This is a genomic window from Mesorhizobium sp. Mes31, from assembly GCF_024519675.1.
Taxonomy (GTDB): domain Bacteria; phylum Pseudomonadota; class Alphaproteobacteria; order Rhizobiales; family Rhizobiaceae; genus Mesorhizobium.
Map to the genome: position 1 here is coordinate 235,528 of NZ_JALJRL010000002.1, position 15,553 is coordinate 251,080.

Annotated in this window: 9 protein-coding genes; 7 read left to right on the top strand and 2 right to left on the bottom strand. The window is 64.0% G+C overall.

Going from position 1 to position 15,553, the window contains the following annotated elements; translation table 11 throughout:
* Positions 1–21 precede the first annotated feature (21 nt).
* From NR193_RS03780 to NR193_RS03810, 7 genes are all read left to right on the top strand, one after another.
* Positions 22–2,013, top strand: a complete 1,992-nt coding sequence (locus NR193_RS03780) for a heme lyase CcmF/NrfE family subunit (RefSeq protein ID WP_256749539.1) — start codon at positions 22–24, stop codon at positions 2,011–2,013.
* Positions 2,010–2,477, top strand: coding sequence for a cytochrome c-type biogenesis protein (locus tag NR193_RS03785; protein ID WP_256749540.1), 468 nt, complete (start codon positions 2,010–2,012; stop codon positions 2,475–2,477). Before NR193_RS03780 ends, NR193_RS03785 begins: the two co-directional genes overlap by 4 nt.
* Before the next feature lie 130 nt (positions 2,478–2,607).
* Complete coding sequence (locus tag NR193_RS03790; protein ID WP_256749541.1) at positions 2,608–4,167, top strand: Do family serine endopeptidase; 1,560 nt, start codon at positions 2,608–2,610, stop codon at positions 4,165–4,167.
* A 334-nt stretch (positions 4,168–4,501) separates the two neighbouring features.
* Positions 4,502–5,176, top strand: coding sequence for a response regulator transcription factor (locus NR193_RS03795; protein WP_167365012.1), 675 nt, complete (start codon positions 4,502–4,504; stop codon positions 5,174–5,176).
* Between the two features lie 7 nt (positions 5,177–5,183).
* Positions 5,184–6,662 carry an ATP-binding protein gene (locus NR193_RS03800; protein WP_256749542.1) on the top strand — a complete coding sequence of 493 codons (1,479 nt, stop codon included), beginning with the start codon at positions 5,184–5,186 and terminating at the stop codon, positions 6,660–6,662.
* Complete coding sequence (locus NR193_RS03805) at positions 6,662–9,622, top strand: bifunctional [glutamine synthetase] adenylyltransferase/[glutamine synthetase]-adenylyl-L-tyrosine phosphorylase (RefSeq protein WP_256749543.1); 2,961 nt, start codon at positions 6,662–6,664, stop codon at positions 9,620–9,622. The genes NR193_RS03800 and NR193_RS03805 overlap by 1 nt, the downstream gene beginning before the upstream one ends.
* A 142-nt stretch (positions 9,623–9,764) precedes the next feature.
* Positions 9,765–10,244: a hypothetical protein gene (locus tag NR193_RS03810; RefSeq protein WP_256749544.1), complete on the top strand. Its 480-nt coding sequence runs from the start codon at positions 9,765–9,767 to the stop codon at positions 10,242–10,244.
* 111 nt (positions 10,245–10,355) lie between these two features.
* On the opposite strand, the gene NR193_RS03815 is transcribed toward NR193_RS03810, so the two are convergent.
* Complete coding sequence (locus NR193_RS03815; RefSeq protein WP_256749545.1) at positions 10,356–12,677, bottom strand: PAS domain-containing sensor histidine kinase; 2,322 nt, start codon at positions 12,675–12,677, stop codon at positions 10,356–10,358.
* Positions 12,678–12,870: 193 nt separating this feature from the next.
* Positions 12,871–15,516, bottom strand: a complete 2,646-nt coding sequence (pepN, locus tag NR193_RS03820; protein ID WP_256749546.1) for an aminopeptidase N — start codon at positions 15,514–15,516, stop codon at positions 12,871–12,873.
* Between the last annotated feature and the right edge of the window lie 37 nt (positions 15,517–15,553).

Genomic DNA, 15,553 nt, shown 5'->3' on the forward strand with positions numbered 1-15,553 from the left:
AACAAAAGTCTGGACGCCATGATGGTTGAAACCGGACATTTCGCCCTGGTTCTCGCGTTTGCGCTTTCGCTGGTACAGACGATCGTGCCGCTGTTTGGCGCGCGTTTGAACAACCAGCGCCTGATGGCTGTCGGTGGTCCGGTCGCGGTGACCGGCTTTGCCCTGACGGCGCTGTCCTTCATGGCGCTGGCGAGCGCCTATGCAAGCTCGGACTTCTCGGTGGCGAGCGTGTGGGAAAACTCGCATTCTCTGCAGCCGCTGATCTACAAGATCACCGGAACGTGGGGCAACCACGAAGGCTCGATGCTGCTCTGGGTGCTGATCCTGACCTTTTTCGGCGCGCTTGTCGCTGCTTTCGGGTCCAACCTGCCGGCGACGCTGCGCGCCAACGTGCTTGCCGTGCAAGGGGCGATCGGCGCCGCCTTCTTCCTGTTCATCTTGGCAACGTCCAATCCGTTCCTCCGGCTCAATCCGGCGCCGATCGAAGGCCGCGACCTCAACCCCATCCTGCAGGATCTCGGTCTCGCCGTTCACCCGCCGCTGCTCTATCTCGGCTATGTCGGCTTCTCGATCTGCTTTTCCTTCTCGGTAGCCGCTCTCATCGAGGGGCGCATCGACGCGTCCTGGGCGCGCTGGGTGCGGCCGTGGACGCTGGTCGCCTGGATGTTCCTGACCGGCGGCATCGCCATGGGATCGTACTGGGCCTATTACGAGCTCGGCTGGGGCGGTTTCTGGTTCTGGGATCCGGTCGAGAATGCCTCCTTCATGCCTTGGCTGGCAGGCACGGCGCTGCTCCATTCGGCCATCGTCATGGAAAAGCGCTCGGCGCTGAAGATTTGGACGCTGCTGCTCGCCATCCTCACCTTTTCGCTGTCGCTGCTCGGCACCTTCCTGGTGCGCTCGGGCGTATTGACCTCAGTGCACGCCTTTGCCACAGATCCGACGCGCGGCATCTTCATCCTGTGCATACTGACACTGTTCATTGGCGGCTCGCTGGCGTTGTTCGCGCTGCGCGCCTCCCGATTGACGGCCGGCGGTCTGTTCCATCCGATTTCGCGCGAAGGCGCGCTCGTCCTCAACAATTTGTTCCTGACCACGGCCACCGCGACTGTGCTCGTCGGCACGCTCTATCCGCTGGCCGTAGAGGCCCTTTCAGCCGACAAGATCTCGGTCGGCGCGCCGTTCTTCAACCTGACCTTCGGGCCGTTGATGGTGCCGCTGCTGGTGATGGTTCCCTTCGGTCCGCTGCTGGCCTGGAAGCGTGGCGACGTCTTCGCCGCCGCGCAGCGCCTGATGGTGGCCTTTGCCGCGGCCCTTCTGGTAACGCTGGTCACCGCTCTGTTCATCGACGGCGCCTCGGTGTTCGCGGCGCTTGGCGTCGGCCTTGCCGTCTGGCTGATCCTCGGCGCGCTCACCGACCTTGCCGTCAAGTCCGGCTTTGGCAATGTTGCAACGGGGATCATGGTCAAGCGCTTGCTTGGCTTGCCGCGCTCGGTCTTCGGCACTGCCTTCGCCCATCTTGGTCTTGGCCTGACCACGCTCGGCATCGTCGGTACGCTTTGCTTCGGTACCGAAAAAATCCTGTCGATGCATGCCGGCGAGACGGTGGAATTGTCCGGCCACACGCTGCGTTTCGTCGGGCTTTATCCTGCCCAGGGGCCGAACTACAGCGAGGATCGTGGCCGCTTCGAGCTGATCGGCGTCAGCGGCAGCGCTATTGGCGAAATGAGTTCCGCCAAGCGTTTCTATCCGGTGCGGCAGATGACGACGACCGAGTCCGGCATCAAGACGCTCTGGTTCAGTCAGCTCTACCTTTCGCTCGGCGACGAGGGCAAGGATGGCTCGGTCGTGGTGCGTCTGTGGTGGAAACCGCTGGTGACATTGATCTGGGGCGGCGGCCTGGTGATGATGGCGGGCGCGGCCATGTCGCTGATGGACAGGCGCCTGCGCGTCGGCGCCCCATCGCGCCGCCGCAGGCAGGCGAGCACCGTGACGTCCGCGGGCCTGCCATGAGCGCGAGGCTTTCGCTGACCTCGATTGTGCTGCTGCTGGCCCTGTTCTTTGCCGGCACGGCACTGGCGGTGAAGCCGGACGAGATGCTGGCCGATCCGGCGCTGGAGGCGAGGGCGCGAGTGCTCTCGGAAGGCCTGCGGTGTATGGTTTGCCAGAACCAGTCGATCGATGAATCCGACGCCGATCTTGCTCGCGACCTACGCATCCTTGTGCGCCAGCGCCTCGTTGCCGGCGATACCGACCAGCAGGTGATGGATTACGTGGTGTCGCGTTACGGCGAGTTCGTGCTGTTGAAACCGCGCTTCGAGCCGCGCAATGCCTTGCTGTGGGGCACGCCGGTCATCCTGCTGTTGGTGGGAGGCTTTTTCATCCTGCTGACGGCGCGGTCGCGCCGCACGCTGGCAACGAAATCCCTGTCGGCCGAAGAACAGGCATCGTTGGACGCCATATTGCGCCGCGACTGACGGCTGCGGTCACCCGCGAACATTACCAAAGTTTCATGTGTCGGAAATGGCGCTGTAATGTGCGCCTCTCTAAGTCTCCTTTCCCGAGGATGCCGATCAAGCGCGTCCATCTGAAGAGGATACGAGACCCATGAATATTGCCCCCAATTCATATTCCGTCACCCGCAAGCGTCTCATGGCTGCCGTCGCGTCCGTCGCCGTTGCCGGTGCGATCGGCGTCGGCGTGCTGACGACCGGAACCGGGCCTGTGCTGGCTGATGCCGTGCGCGTCGAGGCACCGCAGGTGCCGGGCTTCGCCGATGTCGTCGAGCGCGTTTCGCCGGCCGTGGTCAGCGTCAAGGTCAAGGCCAAGATCAGCCCGGCGGCGGACGATGGCTCCGACCAGTCCGATGGTCAGGATGGCATGAACGACATGCCCGACAATCCGCAGCTGCGCCGCTTCTTCAAGGAATTCCGCGGCTTTGGCGACCAGGGCGGCCAGAATGAGGACGGTCATCGCCGGTTCGGACGCCGTGACCACAACAACGGCCAGCCGCGGCCGGTTGCGCAGGGTTCCGGCTTCTTCATCTCCGATGACGGCTATCTCGTTACCAACAACCATGTCGTCGAGGAAGGCTCGGCCTTCACCGTGGTGATGAATGATGGCAAGGAACTCGACGCCAAGCTGATCGGCACCGACCCGCGCACCGATCTCGCCGTGCTCAAGGTCGACGGTGTCGGGAAGTTCACCTATGTCGACTTCGCCGACGATTCCAAGGTTCGCGTCGGCGACTGGGTGGTGGCCGTCGGCAATCCGTTCGGGCTCGGCGGCACCGTCACCGCGGGCATCGTCTCGGCCCGCGGCCGCGATATCGGCGCTGGTCCTTATGACGACTTCCTCCAGATCGATGCCTCGGTCAACCGCGGCAATTCGGGCGGCCCGACCTTCAACCTCAACGGCCAGGTCGTCGGCATCAACACCGCGATCTTCTCGCCTTCCGGCGGCAGCGTCGGCATCGCCTTCGACATTCCGGCTTCGACCGCCAAGCAGGTGGTGCAGGACCTGATGAAGAGCGGCAGCGTGCAGCGCGGCTGGCTTGGCGTGGAAATCCAGCCGGTCACGGCGGACATCGCCGATTCGCTTGGCCTGAAGTCGGACAAGGGAGCCTTGGTGTCCAGCGCCCAGGACAACGGCCCCGGCAAGAAGGCGGGCATATCGGCCGGTGACGTGATCACCCAGGTCGACGGCAAGGACGTCGCTTCGCCGAAGGAACTTGCCCGGCTTATCGGGGCTTACTCGCCCGGCAAATCAGTCGATGTCACGGTCTGGCGCGACGGCAAGAGCCAGACGGTCAAGGTCGACCTCGGCACATTGCCCACGAGCGACAAGCAGGCTTCGGCCGACCAGCCGCAGCAGCCCGCCGCTCCGGCAAAACCCGACACCCTGGCCGATCTCGGTCTGACCGTCACCAAGTCCGAAAACGGCAAGGGTCTTGTGGTGACCGACGTCGATCCGGACAGCGATGCCGCCGATCGCGGTATCCAGCCGGGCGACATCATCACCGCCGTCAACTCGACCGAAGTGAACGGCACCGAGGACGTCGCCAAGGCCATGACCGAAGCGGTCAAATCCGGCCGCAAGGCAGTGCTGATGCAGATCACCCGCGACGACAACAACCGTTTCGTCGCGCTGCCCGTCGCCAAGGGCTGACGCTGGCTCCGGAACCGCAGTTCGGTTTCGGAGGCGGCAGGTTCGACTTTTCCAGTGCGGCCGTTTCAAACACCCCCGAGCCGCCGCACGGGAGAGCATGGAGCCGAGCACGTTAGTCAGTCATCGTGCTCTCCTCCGGCGGCAGCGGGCTCCCATCGCCCGCTGCCGCACATTTCCAAAAACGCGTTTCAGCAATCTTGACGAAACGACATCAGGAACGAGGATTTTCATCGCGCGCGGCTTCCAATCATCTTGATCGCGATGCGCTTTGGCAAAGGCCACAATGCAGATGCCTGCTACTCAACCTTCCGGCGAAATCGCGTATAACAGTCCGATGAAGATTCTCGTCATAGAAGACGATCGCGAGGCCGCGGATTACTTGCAGAAAGCCTTCACCGAGGCCGGCCATACCGCGCATGTCGCCGGTGATGGCGAAACCGGTTTCGCGCTCGCCGATGCCGGCGACTACGACGTGATGGTCATCGACCGCATGATGCCGCGCCGCGACGGCCTGTCGGTCATTACCGGTCTGAGGTCCAGGGGCAACACGACGCCGGTGCTGATCCTGTCGGCGCTCGGCGAAGTCGATGACCGGGTCACCGGCCTGCGCGCTGGCGGCGACGACTATCTGACCAAGCCCTACGCTTTCTCCGAGCTTCTGGCCCGCGTCGAGGTCCTGAACCGGCGCGCCAGTGCCAAGGAAGCCGAAACCGTCTACCGTGTCGGCGATCTCGAACTCGACAGGCTGTCGCATTCGGTCCGCCGCGCGGCGCGCGAGATCACGCTGCAGCCGCGCGAATTCCGCCTGCTCGAATATCTGATGCGCCATGCCGGCCAGGTGGTGACGCGCACCATGCTGCTCGAAAACGTCTGGGACTATCATTTCGATCCGCAGACCAACGTCATCGACGTCCATGTCTCGCGGCTGCGCGGCAAGATCGAGAAGGGTTTCGACAAGCCGATCCTGCATACGGTTCGCGGCGCCGGCTATATGCTGAAAAGCGGCTAGCAGCAGCATGGCTCTTTCCGTGCCAGCCATCATGAAGACGACGGCAGCGCGGCTTTCGGCGCTCTATCTTCTGCTCTTCGCACTCTGCGCCGTTCTGCTTGTCTTCTACATGACCTCGCTGTCGGCGCGCATGCTGACCGCGCAGACGCAGGAGACCATCAACGACGAGGTGCTCGGCCTGGCTCGCGCCTATCAGCGCGGCGGCTTGCCTATCCTGGTGCGCGTGGTCGAACAGCGTTCCCGCCAGCCTGGCGCCAACCTCTATCTGATCGCCGACGCCAATGGCCAGATCCTGACCGGCAACGTGCAGAGCCTGGAGCCGGGCGTTCTGGAAAACGAAGGCTGGACCAGCAGCCCGTTCTCCTATCAGCGCTTTGGCGAGGGAGAGCTCGAGCGTCTGCGCAATCTGCCTGCTGAACAGGGCACGACGACACCACCCGATCAGAACGATACGCAGGCACAAGGCGAAAAGGGTCACAACGCCATTGCCTTGGTGCTTCGCCTGCCGAACCAGATGATCATGCTGGTCGGCCGCGACCTTGGCGAGCCGGAGCGGCTTCGCGCCGTCATCCGCCGCGCCTTGACGTTGGCGCTCGGCATGATGGGAGTTGGCGGGCTGCTGATCTGGTTCTTTGTCGGCCGCGCCGCGCTGAAGCGCATCGACAGTGTGTCGGAAGCCAGCCGCCGCATCATGGGCGGCGACCTGTCGGGCCGGTTGCCGGTCACCGGGGCCGGTGACGAGTTCGACCGTCTCTCCGAGAACCTCAATTCCATGCTGGCCAGGATCGCCACGCTCAATGAAGGCTTGAAGCAGGTTTCCGACAACATCGCGCATGATTTGAAGACGCCGTTGACGCGGCTGCGCAACCGCGCCGAAGCGACGCTTTCCGGCAAGCACAAGTCCATCGACTACCGTCAGGCGCTGGAAAGCACGATTGCCGAGTCCGACCAGCTGATAAAGACCTTCAATGCCATCCTGATGATCTCCCGGCTGGAGGCGGGCTACTCTTCCGAAAACACCAACCGCGTCGATCTGGCGGCGGCGGTGCGCGATGTCGTGGAGCTTTACGAGCCGGTGGCGGAAGAGGCTGACGTTTCGCTCGAAGCCGCGACGGATGGCGCCTTCATAGTCAACGGCAATCGCGAGCTGATTGGCCAGGCGCTGTCCAACATCGTCGACAATGCCATCAAATACTCGACCGATTCCACCTCCAAACCCGCCGTCCGCGTGACGCTCGGTCGCGTTGGCGGCGAAATCAGGCTTTCCGTCACCGACAATGGCCAGGGCATCCCGGACGATGCCGACCGCGCTAGAGTGACCGAACGTTTCGTGCGGCTGGAGAAGAGCCGTTCGCAGCCCGGTTCGGGTCTCGGTCTCAGCCTCGCCAAGGCCGTGATGATATTTCACAATGGCCGGCTTGATCTCTTGCCTGGCAATCCCGGATTATCCGTGGTCATGAGTTTTCCCGCACGGGAGGATCATTGATGGGCGCGGTTGCAAAGCGGGCGGAGGCGGAGTGGCTGTTGAAGGCGGCGGCAAGGCTTTCTCCCCTGGACGAAAGCCACGCGCGGCAGGAACTGGCCGAGATCGCCTCGGCGGCACGCGAAGAAGGCCTGGCGCGGCTGGCCAAATTCCTGGCCGGCAAGGGGGAGGGCCAGGACTTCCTGGCAGCTGTCTTCGACCTGTCGCCGTTCCTGCGTGACACGGCGCGTCGCCGGCCGCGGATCCTGGACGGGCTTTTCGACCAGACGGTCGAGGCTCGGCTGAAAGCGATCGGTGCCGCGATCGATCGCGCGCATTTGGCCGAGGCAATCTCGGAATCCAGCCTGATGATGGAACTGCGCCAGTCGAAGGCCGAGGCGCATTTCCTGATCGCGCTGGCCGATCTCGCCGGCGAGGCCGAAACGGCGCTGACGGTACGGCGGTTGAGTGACCTGGCCGATGCCTGCGCGCGCGCCGCCGTCGACTTCCTGCTGCGTGACGCGCATGGCCAGGGCAAGCTCAAACTGCCGGATCTCGACAATCCGTCGCGGCAATCGGGCTGGATCCTGCTCGGCATGGGCAAGCTTGGTGCGCATGAGCTGAATTTCTCCTCCGACATCGATCTTGTGGTTTTCTTCGATCCGGAGGCGCCCGCCATCGTCGATCCCCTCGACGCCACCGAGCTGTTTTCGCGCCTGACGCGCCGTCTGGTGCGCATCCTGCAGGACCGCACCGAGCACGGCTATGTCTTCCGCACCGATCTCAGGCTGCGCCCCGATCCCGGTTCGACGCCGCTGGCGATCCCTGTCGAAGCGGCGCTGCGCTACTATGAGGCGCGCGGCCAGAACTGGGAGCGCGCCGCGATGATCAAGGCGCGGCCGGTGGCCGGTGATCTGGCCGCCGGGGCGGCCTTCCTCAAGGAGCTTCAGCCCTATATCTGGCGCAAATACATGGATTACGCGGCGATTGCCGACGTCCACTCGATCAAGCGCCAGATCCACGCGCACAAGGGCCATGGCGAGATCGCCGTGAAGGGGCATAACGTCAAGCTCGGGCGTGGCGGCATTCGCGAGATCGAGTTCTTCGTCCAGACGCAGCAGCTCATCGCCGGCGGCCGCTTTCCGGAACTGCGTGGTCGCGAGACCGTGCCGATGCTCGGCCAGCTTGCGGCGCGCGGCTGGATCACCGCCGATGCGCGCGATGCGCTCGCCCGTCAGTACTGGTTCCTGCGCCGTGTTGAACACGCCGTGCAGATGGTTGCCGACGAGCAGACTCACACGCTTCCGGACGACGATAAGGGGCTGGAGCGCATCGCCCGCATGCTTGGTTTCGCCGATGCGGCTGCCTTTTCCCTGGCGCTCCGCGCCTCGCTGCAACAGGTCGAACGCCACTACGCCGCGCTGTTTGAAACCGCGCCGGAGCTTTCGACGGGCATCGGCAATCTGGTCTTCACCGGTGATGTCGACGATCCCGATACGTTGCAGACCTTGCACGGCCTCGGCTTCCAGCGGCCGAGCGACATCTGCCGCGTCATCCGCGGCTGGCATTTCGGCCGCTATCGCGTCACTCAGTCGGCGGAGGCACGCGAGCGACTGACGGAATTGACGCCGGCGCTGCTGCGCTCTTTCGGCCAGACGCGCCGGGCGGACGAAGCCTTGCTCCGCTTCGACGAGTTCCTTGCCGGCCTGCCCGCCGGCATCCAGCTCTTTTCACTGCTGCAGTCCAATCCGGCCCTGTTGAAGCTCTTGGCGACGATCATGGGTGCTGCACCCCGGCTGGCGGCGATCATCACGCGCCGGCCGCATGTCTTCGATGGCCTGCTTGACCCCGCCCTGCTGACGGAATTGCCCGATCGCGCCTATCTGTCGGGGCGGCTTTCCGACTTCCTCGAAGGCGACAGGGCCTATGAGGACGTGCTCGACCGGCTGCGCATATTTGCCTCCGAGCAGAAATTCCTGATCGGCGTCAGGCTGCTCGCCGGCTCGATCGATCCGGCCCGGGCCGGCCGCGCCTTTTCCGACCTGGCCGATCTCACCATCGGGGCGGCGCTGCAGGCGGTGACGGCCGAATTCGCGGTACGCCATGGCACGATTGCCGGCGGCGCGGTTTCGCTGCTCGGCATGGGCAAGCTCGGCAGCCGCGAGCTGACCGCCGGGTCGGATGTCGACCTGATCCTGCTCTACGACCACGAGCCGGACGCCGAGGACTCCGACGGCGACAAGCCACTGGCGCCCTCGCACTACTACACCCGCATGACGCAACGGCTGATATCAGCGGTGTCCGCGCCAACCGCGGAAGGGGTGCTGTACGAGCTCGACCTGCGGCTGCGGCCATCCGGCAACAAGGGTCCGGTGGCCACCCACATCGATGCCTTCAAGAAGTACCAGCGCCAGGAGGCCTGGACGTGGGAGCACATGGCGCTGTCGCGGGCGCGCGCCATTGCAGGCGACGCCAGCCTGTGCGGCGAGGTTGAAGCGGAAGTTGCCGCAGTGCTTGGCCAACCGCGCGACGCTGCAAAGGTGATGTCCGAGGCCGCGGACATGCGCGCCATGATCGAGGCAGAAAAGCCGCCGCGTGATCTCTGGGACATCAAGCTCATTCCCGGCGGTCTGATCGATCTCGAATTCATCGCCCAGGTGGCGGTGATCACCGCGAGGGTCGAAGCCGGGCCGCGCGTCACCGGTACGGCCGAGATCCTGTCCCGTCTGGCGCCGGGCTTTGCCGATGCCGGGGTCAGGCAGGAGCTTGCTGATGCCTATGCACTCTATCTGGCGCTGACCCAGATGACTCGGCTGTGCCTCACCGGAGCCTTCGAGCGCGACGACGTTCCGCCGGGGCTTTCGGATCTGCTTCTGGCGGTCGCCGACCTGCCGGATTTCGGTGTGCTGGAAGCACATCTCAAGGAAACGTCGCGGAAGGTCAGGAAGGATTTCAACCTTCTGCTTCGTGCCGGACGACCGTGACGAACGGTTGCCCAGCCAGAGCATCGGACCCAACGGTGGGAACCGATTTTGGGAAAATCCGAGGCTAAAACAAGGAGATAGAGCGGCAACAGGATCGAAGATCGCTCTAGCATCGGGGGTGACGATGCAACAGGAGAAGACCATGAGAAAGACGACCAAACTTGCCCTTGCCTTCGTAGCCTTGGCCGGCGCCGTCGGCACCACGGCCTATGCCGAAAACAATGCCAGCGCAAAAATGCGCGAAGGCATGATGATGCGCCTCAACAAGGTGATGAGCGATTCGAACGGCACCATCACGTTCGACCAGTTTTCCGACGCCATGGACGCGCGGCTGAAGAAGCTCGTTGCCGACAATGGCGGCAAGCTGACCGTCGCCCAACTCGCCGACGCGCTGGAGAAGGCGCGTTTCGAGCGGATGGCCAAGCGCATCATCGCCCGCTACGACAGCAAGGGCGACGGCACGCTGACCACCGACGACATCACCAGTCGCCAGAAGAAGGTCTTTGCCATGCTCGACAGGAACAATGACGGCAAGATCGAAAAGAGTGAGCTGCCGAAAGGCGACCGCTTTGGCCGCCACCGCAAATGGGATGGCGACGGCAATGGCGGCGACATGCAGTAGGGAAGCAAGCCGCGCCCTGAGGGCCTGACTGAGGCTCCGACATGTGAAACGTGGAATTCCGGCGGCAGGCCGCCGCCGGCGACACGTTCCCCGACCGACCGGCGGAACCCGTCAGGCCGCGGCCTTCACCGCCAGCGTCGCTTTCTTGACTGGAATGCGCACCGACACGATCGTGCCGGCGCCTTCGGTCGAGCGGATCTTCAGTGCGCCGCCCTGCAGCTCGGCCAGCGAGCGCGAGATGGCAAGGCCAAGGCCGGAACCGGCATGGTTCTTGGAAAACTGGTTCTGCACCTGTTCGAAGGGCCGTCCGAGCTTGCCGAGCGCTTCCTTCGGGATGCCGCAGCCATTGTCCTCGATCGTCAGCACCAGCGCGCCGGATGTGTTGCGGGCCCTGACCGATATGTGGCCGCCCTGGCCGGTGAATTTCACCGCGTTGGACAAAAGGTTGATGACGATCTGCTTGATCGCGCGGCGATCGGCGATCAGCGTCAGTGCGTCGGCGATGCGTGTTTCCACGGTGATCGCCTTTTGCGCCGCCTGCAGCGAGACGACGCGAACCGTTTCGCTGATCAGCGGACCGAGATCGATTTCTTCCCGGTCCAGCGAGAACTGGCCGGCCTCGATCTTGGACATGTCGAGAATGTCGTTGATGACGCCCAGGAGATATTTGCCGCTGCTGTTGATGTCGGTGGCATATTCCTCGTAGCGCTCCGACCCCAGCGGACCGAACAGGCCCTGTTCCATCAGCTCGGAGAAGCCGATGATGGCGTTCAGCGGCGTGCGCAATTCATGCGACATGTTGGCCAGGAATTCGGATTTGGCCCGGTTCGCCGCCTCGGCGCGTTCGGTTTCCTTCATGTATTTGCGGTTGAGGTCGACCAGTTCGCGCGACCGCTCCTCTTCGGCCCGGCGGGCGAGGCTCAGGTCATGGATCGTTGCCATCAACCGGCGTTCGCTGTCGACGAGTTTCTCCTGATGCAGCTTGATCTGGGTGATATCGGAGCCCACCGAAACGATACCGCCGTCCCGGGTCCGCAGTTCGTTGACCTGCAGCCACCGGCCGTCGGCCAGCTGCCGCTCGAAGGTGGCGCCGCCTTGCAGTCCGTTGGTGTTGGCAAGCCGCCGTTCGGAAGCAAAGGCCAGCATGCGTTCTTCCAGTGCGGCGCGCGCAACGCCTGGCATCACATCACGGTCCGACAGCCCGTTGTCCTGCTGGTATTTGGAATTGCACATGATCAGGCGCTGGGCCGAATCCCACAGCACGAACGATTCGTTGATGTTCTCGATCGCCGTTCTGAGGCGAAGATCGGCCGCCTCTGAACGCAGCGCCAGATGGCGCTGCTCGGTGACGTCGACGGCGATGCCGATCAGCTGGATCTCCGGCGCTTCCGGATCGATGACTTGCGCCCTGGCGCGCATCCATACCCATTGACCGTCGGCATGCCGCATCCGGAACACCTGGTCGATATGGTCGATCTCGCGCGAGACGATCCTGTTGGCCAACAGGAACAGGTCGCCATCCTCCGGGTGAATGATCTCGTCGACCTCGCCGAAGGACAGCATCGTGTCACAAGGCTCGTAGCCGAGCATGTCGTACATCGAGCGCGACCAGTACATCTTGCCGCGCACCATGTCCCAGTCCCACAGGCCGCAGCGGCCGCGAACCAGCGCCATGTCGATGCGCTGATGCGCTTCGAGGTAGATACGGTCGGCCGCCTGCGCGCGCGCCGCCTGGCCGAAATAGGCGTAGAGGATGATGATCAGCACGCCGGCCGTCAGCACGAACAGGGTGACGTTGAGCGAGACGGTCTTGCGCCACGCGTCGAAAACCGCGTCCTGCGGAACCAGGGCCGCCGCCGCGCCTTTTCGCCCATTGGCCAGGCTGACCGCCGCATACCAGTCCTGTCCGCCGATGTTGACCTCCATCACGCCGGCGCGGTCGCCGAACATGAACAATGGCTGGCCGCCCTGGACGAGGCCGTCCAGCGAATGGCCTTGCCATGGCATCGAGCGCGGTGTCACCGCGACGATCTTGAAAGCGCTGTCGGTGATGACAAGCACATGGCTGCGGCCCATCGCGCCCTGACGGCTGGTGGTTTCCAGAAGATCCTGGATGGCGCCAGGCACCGTGTCCGAAGTGGTGGCGAGCGAACTTGCCAGTTGGCCCGCCGCCAGCGTGAGGATTGCCTTGGCATCGCGCTCGACGTCGTCGCGCTCGTTCATCAGCGACAGCACCCGCAGCGCCGCGATGACGATCAGGAAGGTGATGATGAGAGCCGGTATCGATCGGCGCAATAGCGGCTCCGCTGCCAGCAGCCGCCGGTAGGCCGGTTCGGCGATGAGCCGCGTATTCCCGGCAAGGCCGTCGCTTCGCACCTCGCGGCGAGCAAAAGCCTTCCCTCCGGGCGCGCCCCACGCGTCCGCCTTCGCCATAAATGGCACTCCCCGAATTTGCCTATGCTTGGTGATCCGGCAAACGCCGCACTTCCGAATCGTCAGTAAAGAATCAAAGGTGATTCGCCTTGTCCAGTGGTCCGGCGAAAAAAGATTAAAAATCGACTAAAATAATGGACTTTCGCCGGCTTCGTGTCCCTGTTTTCCCCGCAAGGGGAGAAGGGAAGGGCGATTACGCCAGCGTGCGCTCGACAATGTCCCTCAAATCCGCCGACAGGTTTTCGGCGCCGGCGATCGAAAGCAGCGCTTCCCTGGCCTTGGCCTGCCGGCCAGGTTCGAGCGAACGCCACGATCTGAGCGCCGTCGCCAGCCTTGCCGCCACTTGCGGGTTGCGCTTTTCGACCTCGAGCACCGTCCGCGAGAAGAACCTGTAGCCCTCGCCGTCGGCGCGGTGGAAGCCGGTCTGGTTGGCGCTGGAGAATGTGCCGATCAACGAGCGCACCCGGTTCGGATTGGCCATCGAGAAGGCCGGATGAGCGGTCAGGGCGCGCACTGTGTCGACGGCCTGCGGCCCGGGCACGCTGGCCTGGATCTGGAACCATTTGTCCATGACCAGCGGATCGGATCCATAGGTCGTCTCGAAAGCCGCCAGTGCCATGATTGCCTCGGGCGAACCGTGGTGACGATGCGCGAGCACGGTAAGTGCGGCGGCGCGGTCGGTCATGTTGGTCGCCGATTGGAAGTGGCCGATGGCAAGTGCCGCTCCGCCCGGCTGCAAGGAGAGATAGTCCAGCAGGATGTTGCGCAAGGCGCGTCGTCCGGCGCTCGCCGCGTCAGGGCTGAACGCGGCCTTGTCAGCAAGGCGGTCGTAGAGGCCGGCAAATGTGTCCCGGTTGGCGCTGCCGATCGCGAGCGTCAGGGCCTCGCGGGCCGCATGGATGGCGTCGGGATCGATGTTCTTGCCGATGTCGCGGGCGATGTCGGCGTCACCTGGCAACGCCAACGCCAGCGCCCGGTAGGCCGGCTCCAGCGCCTCGTCGCCGGCGATGTTGCCGGCGAGTTCGGTCAGCCGCTGGGCGAAGACCGGCTGCTCGCCGCCAAGGATCTGGCGGAAGGCGGCAATCAGCGCATCGGTCAGCAGCGTGTTGAAAGCCTGCCAGCGCGAGAAGGCGTCGCTGTCATGGCGGGCGAGGAAGAACTGGTCGTCGGCCTTCTGCTCGACGGAAAGCGTCACCGGCGCCGAAAAGCCGCGGTTGAGCGACACGGCCGGCCGTTCGGCCACGCCCGAGAAACGCACCATGTGGCGGCGCTTGCGGACATGGATGATGCCGTCCTCGACGCTGGCGCCCTCGACGCCGCTATACTCGACCGGCTTGCCGCCGGCACCGATCAGGCCGAAGGCGAGCGGAATGTGCATCAGCCGCTTGCGGCTCTCGGATGGCGTCGGCGGCACCGACTGCTCGATCTCGAGCGTGAACTCACGCGCGGCCGGATTGTGCGTCGAACTGACCGTCAGGTTGGGCGTGCCCGCCTGATGATACCAGAGCGCGAACTGCGACAGGTCGCGGCCGGACGCATCCTCGAACACCTTGATGAAATCCTCGATCGTCGCCGCCTCGCCATCGTGCCGTTCGAAATAGAGGTCCATGCCGGCGCGAAAGGCGTCAGGCCCAAGGATGGTGCGGATCATGCGCACCACTTCGGAGCCTTTCTCGTAGACCGTGGCCGTGTAGAAATTGTTGATCTCGCGGTAGCGGCGCGGCCGCACCGGATGCGCCAGCGGCCCCTGGTCCTCGGGAAACTGGTGCGCGCGCAGCGTGCGCACCTCGGCGATGCGTTTGACCGCGCGCGAGCGCTGGTCGGCGGAGAATTCGTGGTCGCGGAAAACCGTCAGCCCTTCCTTCAGGCAAAGCTGGAACCAGTCGCGGCAAGTGATTCTGTTGCCTGTCCAATTGTGGAAATATTCATGCGCGATGATCGCCTCGATATTGGCGAAATCGGCATCAGTCGCCGTCTCCTGGTCGGCCAGCACATATTTGTCGTTGAAGATGTTGAGGCCCTTGTTCTCCATCGCACCCATGTTGAAGTCCGACACGGCGACGATGTTGAAGACGTCAAGGTCGTATTCGCGGCCAAACGCCTCCTCATCCCATCGCATCGACCGCTTCAGCGCGTCCATGGCATAGCCGGCCAGCTTCTCCTTGCCTGGCTCGACATAGATGCCGAGTTCGACCCTGCGGCCCGACAGGGTGACGAAGCTGTCGGCGACCTTGCCGAGATTGCCGGCCACCAGCGCGAACAGGTAGGACGGCTTGGGGAAGGGGTCGTGCCAGACCGCATAGTGCCAGCCATCGCCGAGATCGCCGTTGTCGACCGGGTTGCCGTTGGACAGGAGCAGCGGCGCCTCGTCGCGCAAGGCCTCGATCCGCACCGTGTAGACTGACAGGATGTCGGGTCGATCGAGGAAATAGGTGATGCGGCGAAAGCCTTCGGCCTCGCATTGCGTGCAGTAGACATTGCTGGAGCGATAGAGGCCCATCAGCGCTTCGTTGCCGTTAGGTGCCAGCTCGGTCTCGATGACCAACTGGAAGCGACGCGCGGCCGGCGGCTTGAGGATGGTCAATTGATCTGGTGTCGCCAGCAGGTCCGCCGGCTTCGCTTTCTTGCCGTTGATCTCGACGCGCTCGAGCCGCAGCCCGTCGCCGTCCAGCACCAACGGTGCCGACACGGATACGCCGTCACGGCGCTCGACTGTGAGCACGGCGGTGACGCGCGTTGCTTCTGGCGACAGGCGGAAGGTGAGGTTCGTTTGCGGAATGAGGTAATCGTTGGGGCGATAGTCTTCGAGCTTGAAGACCTGGCCGGTGTCCGTGCGCATTCCGTGGGTTTTCCTGTCAATTGCGTTGGAGGCGGAT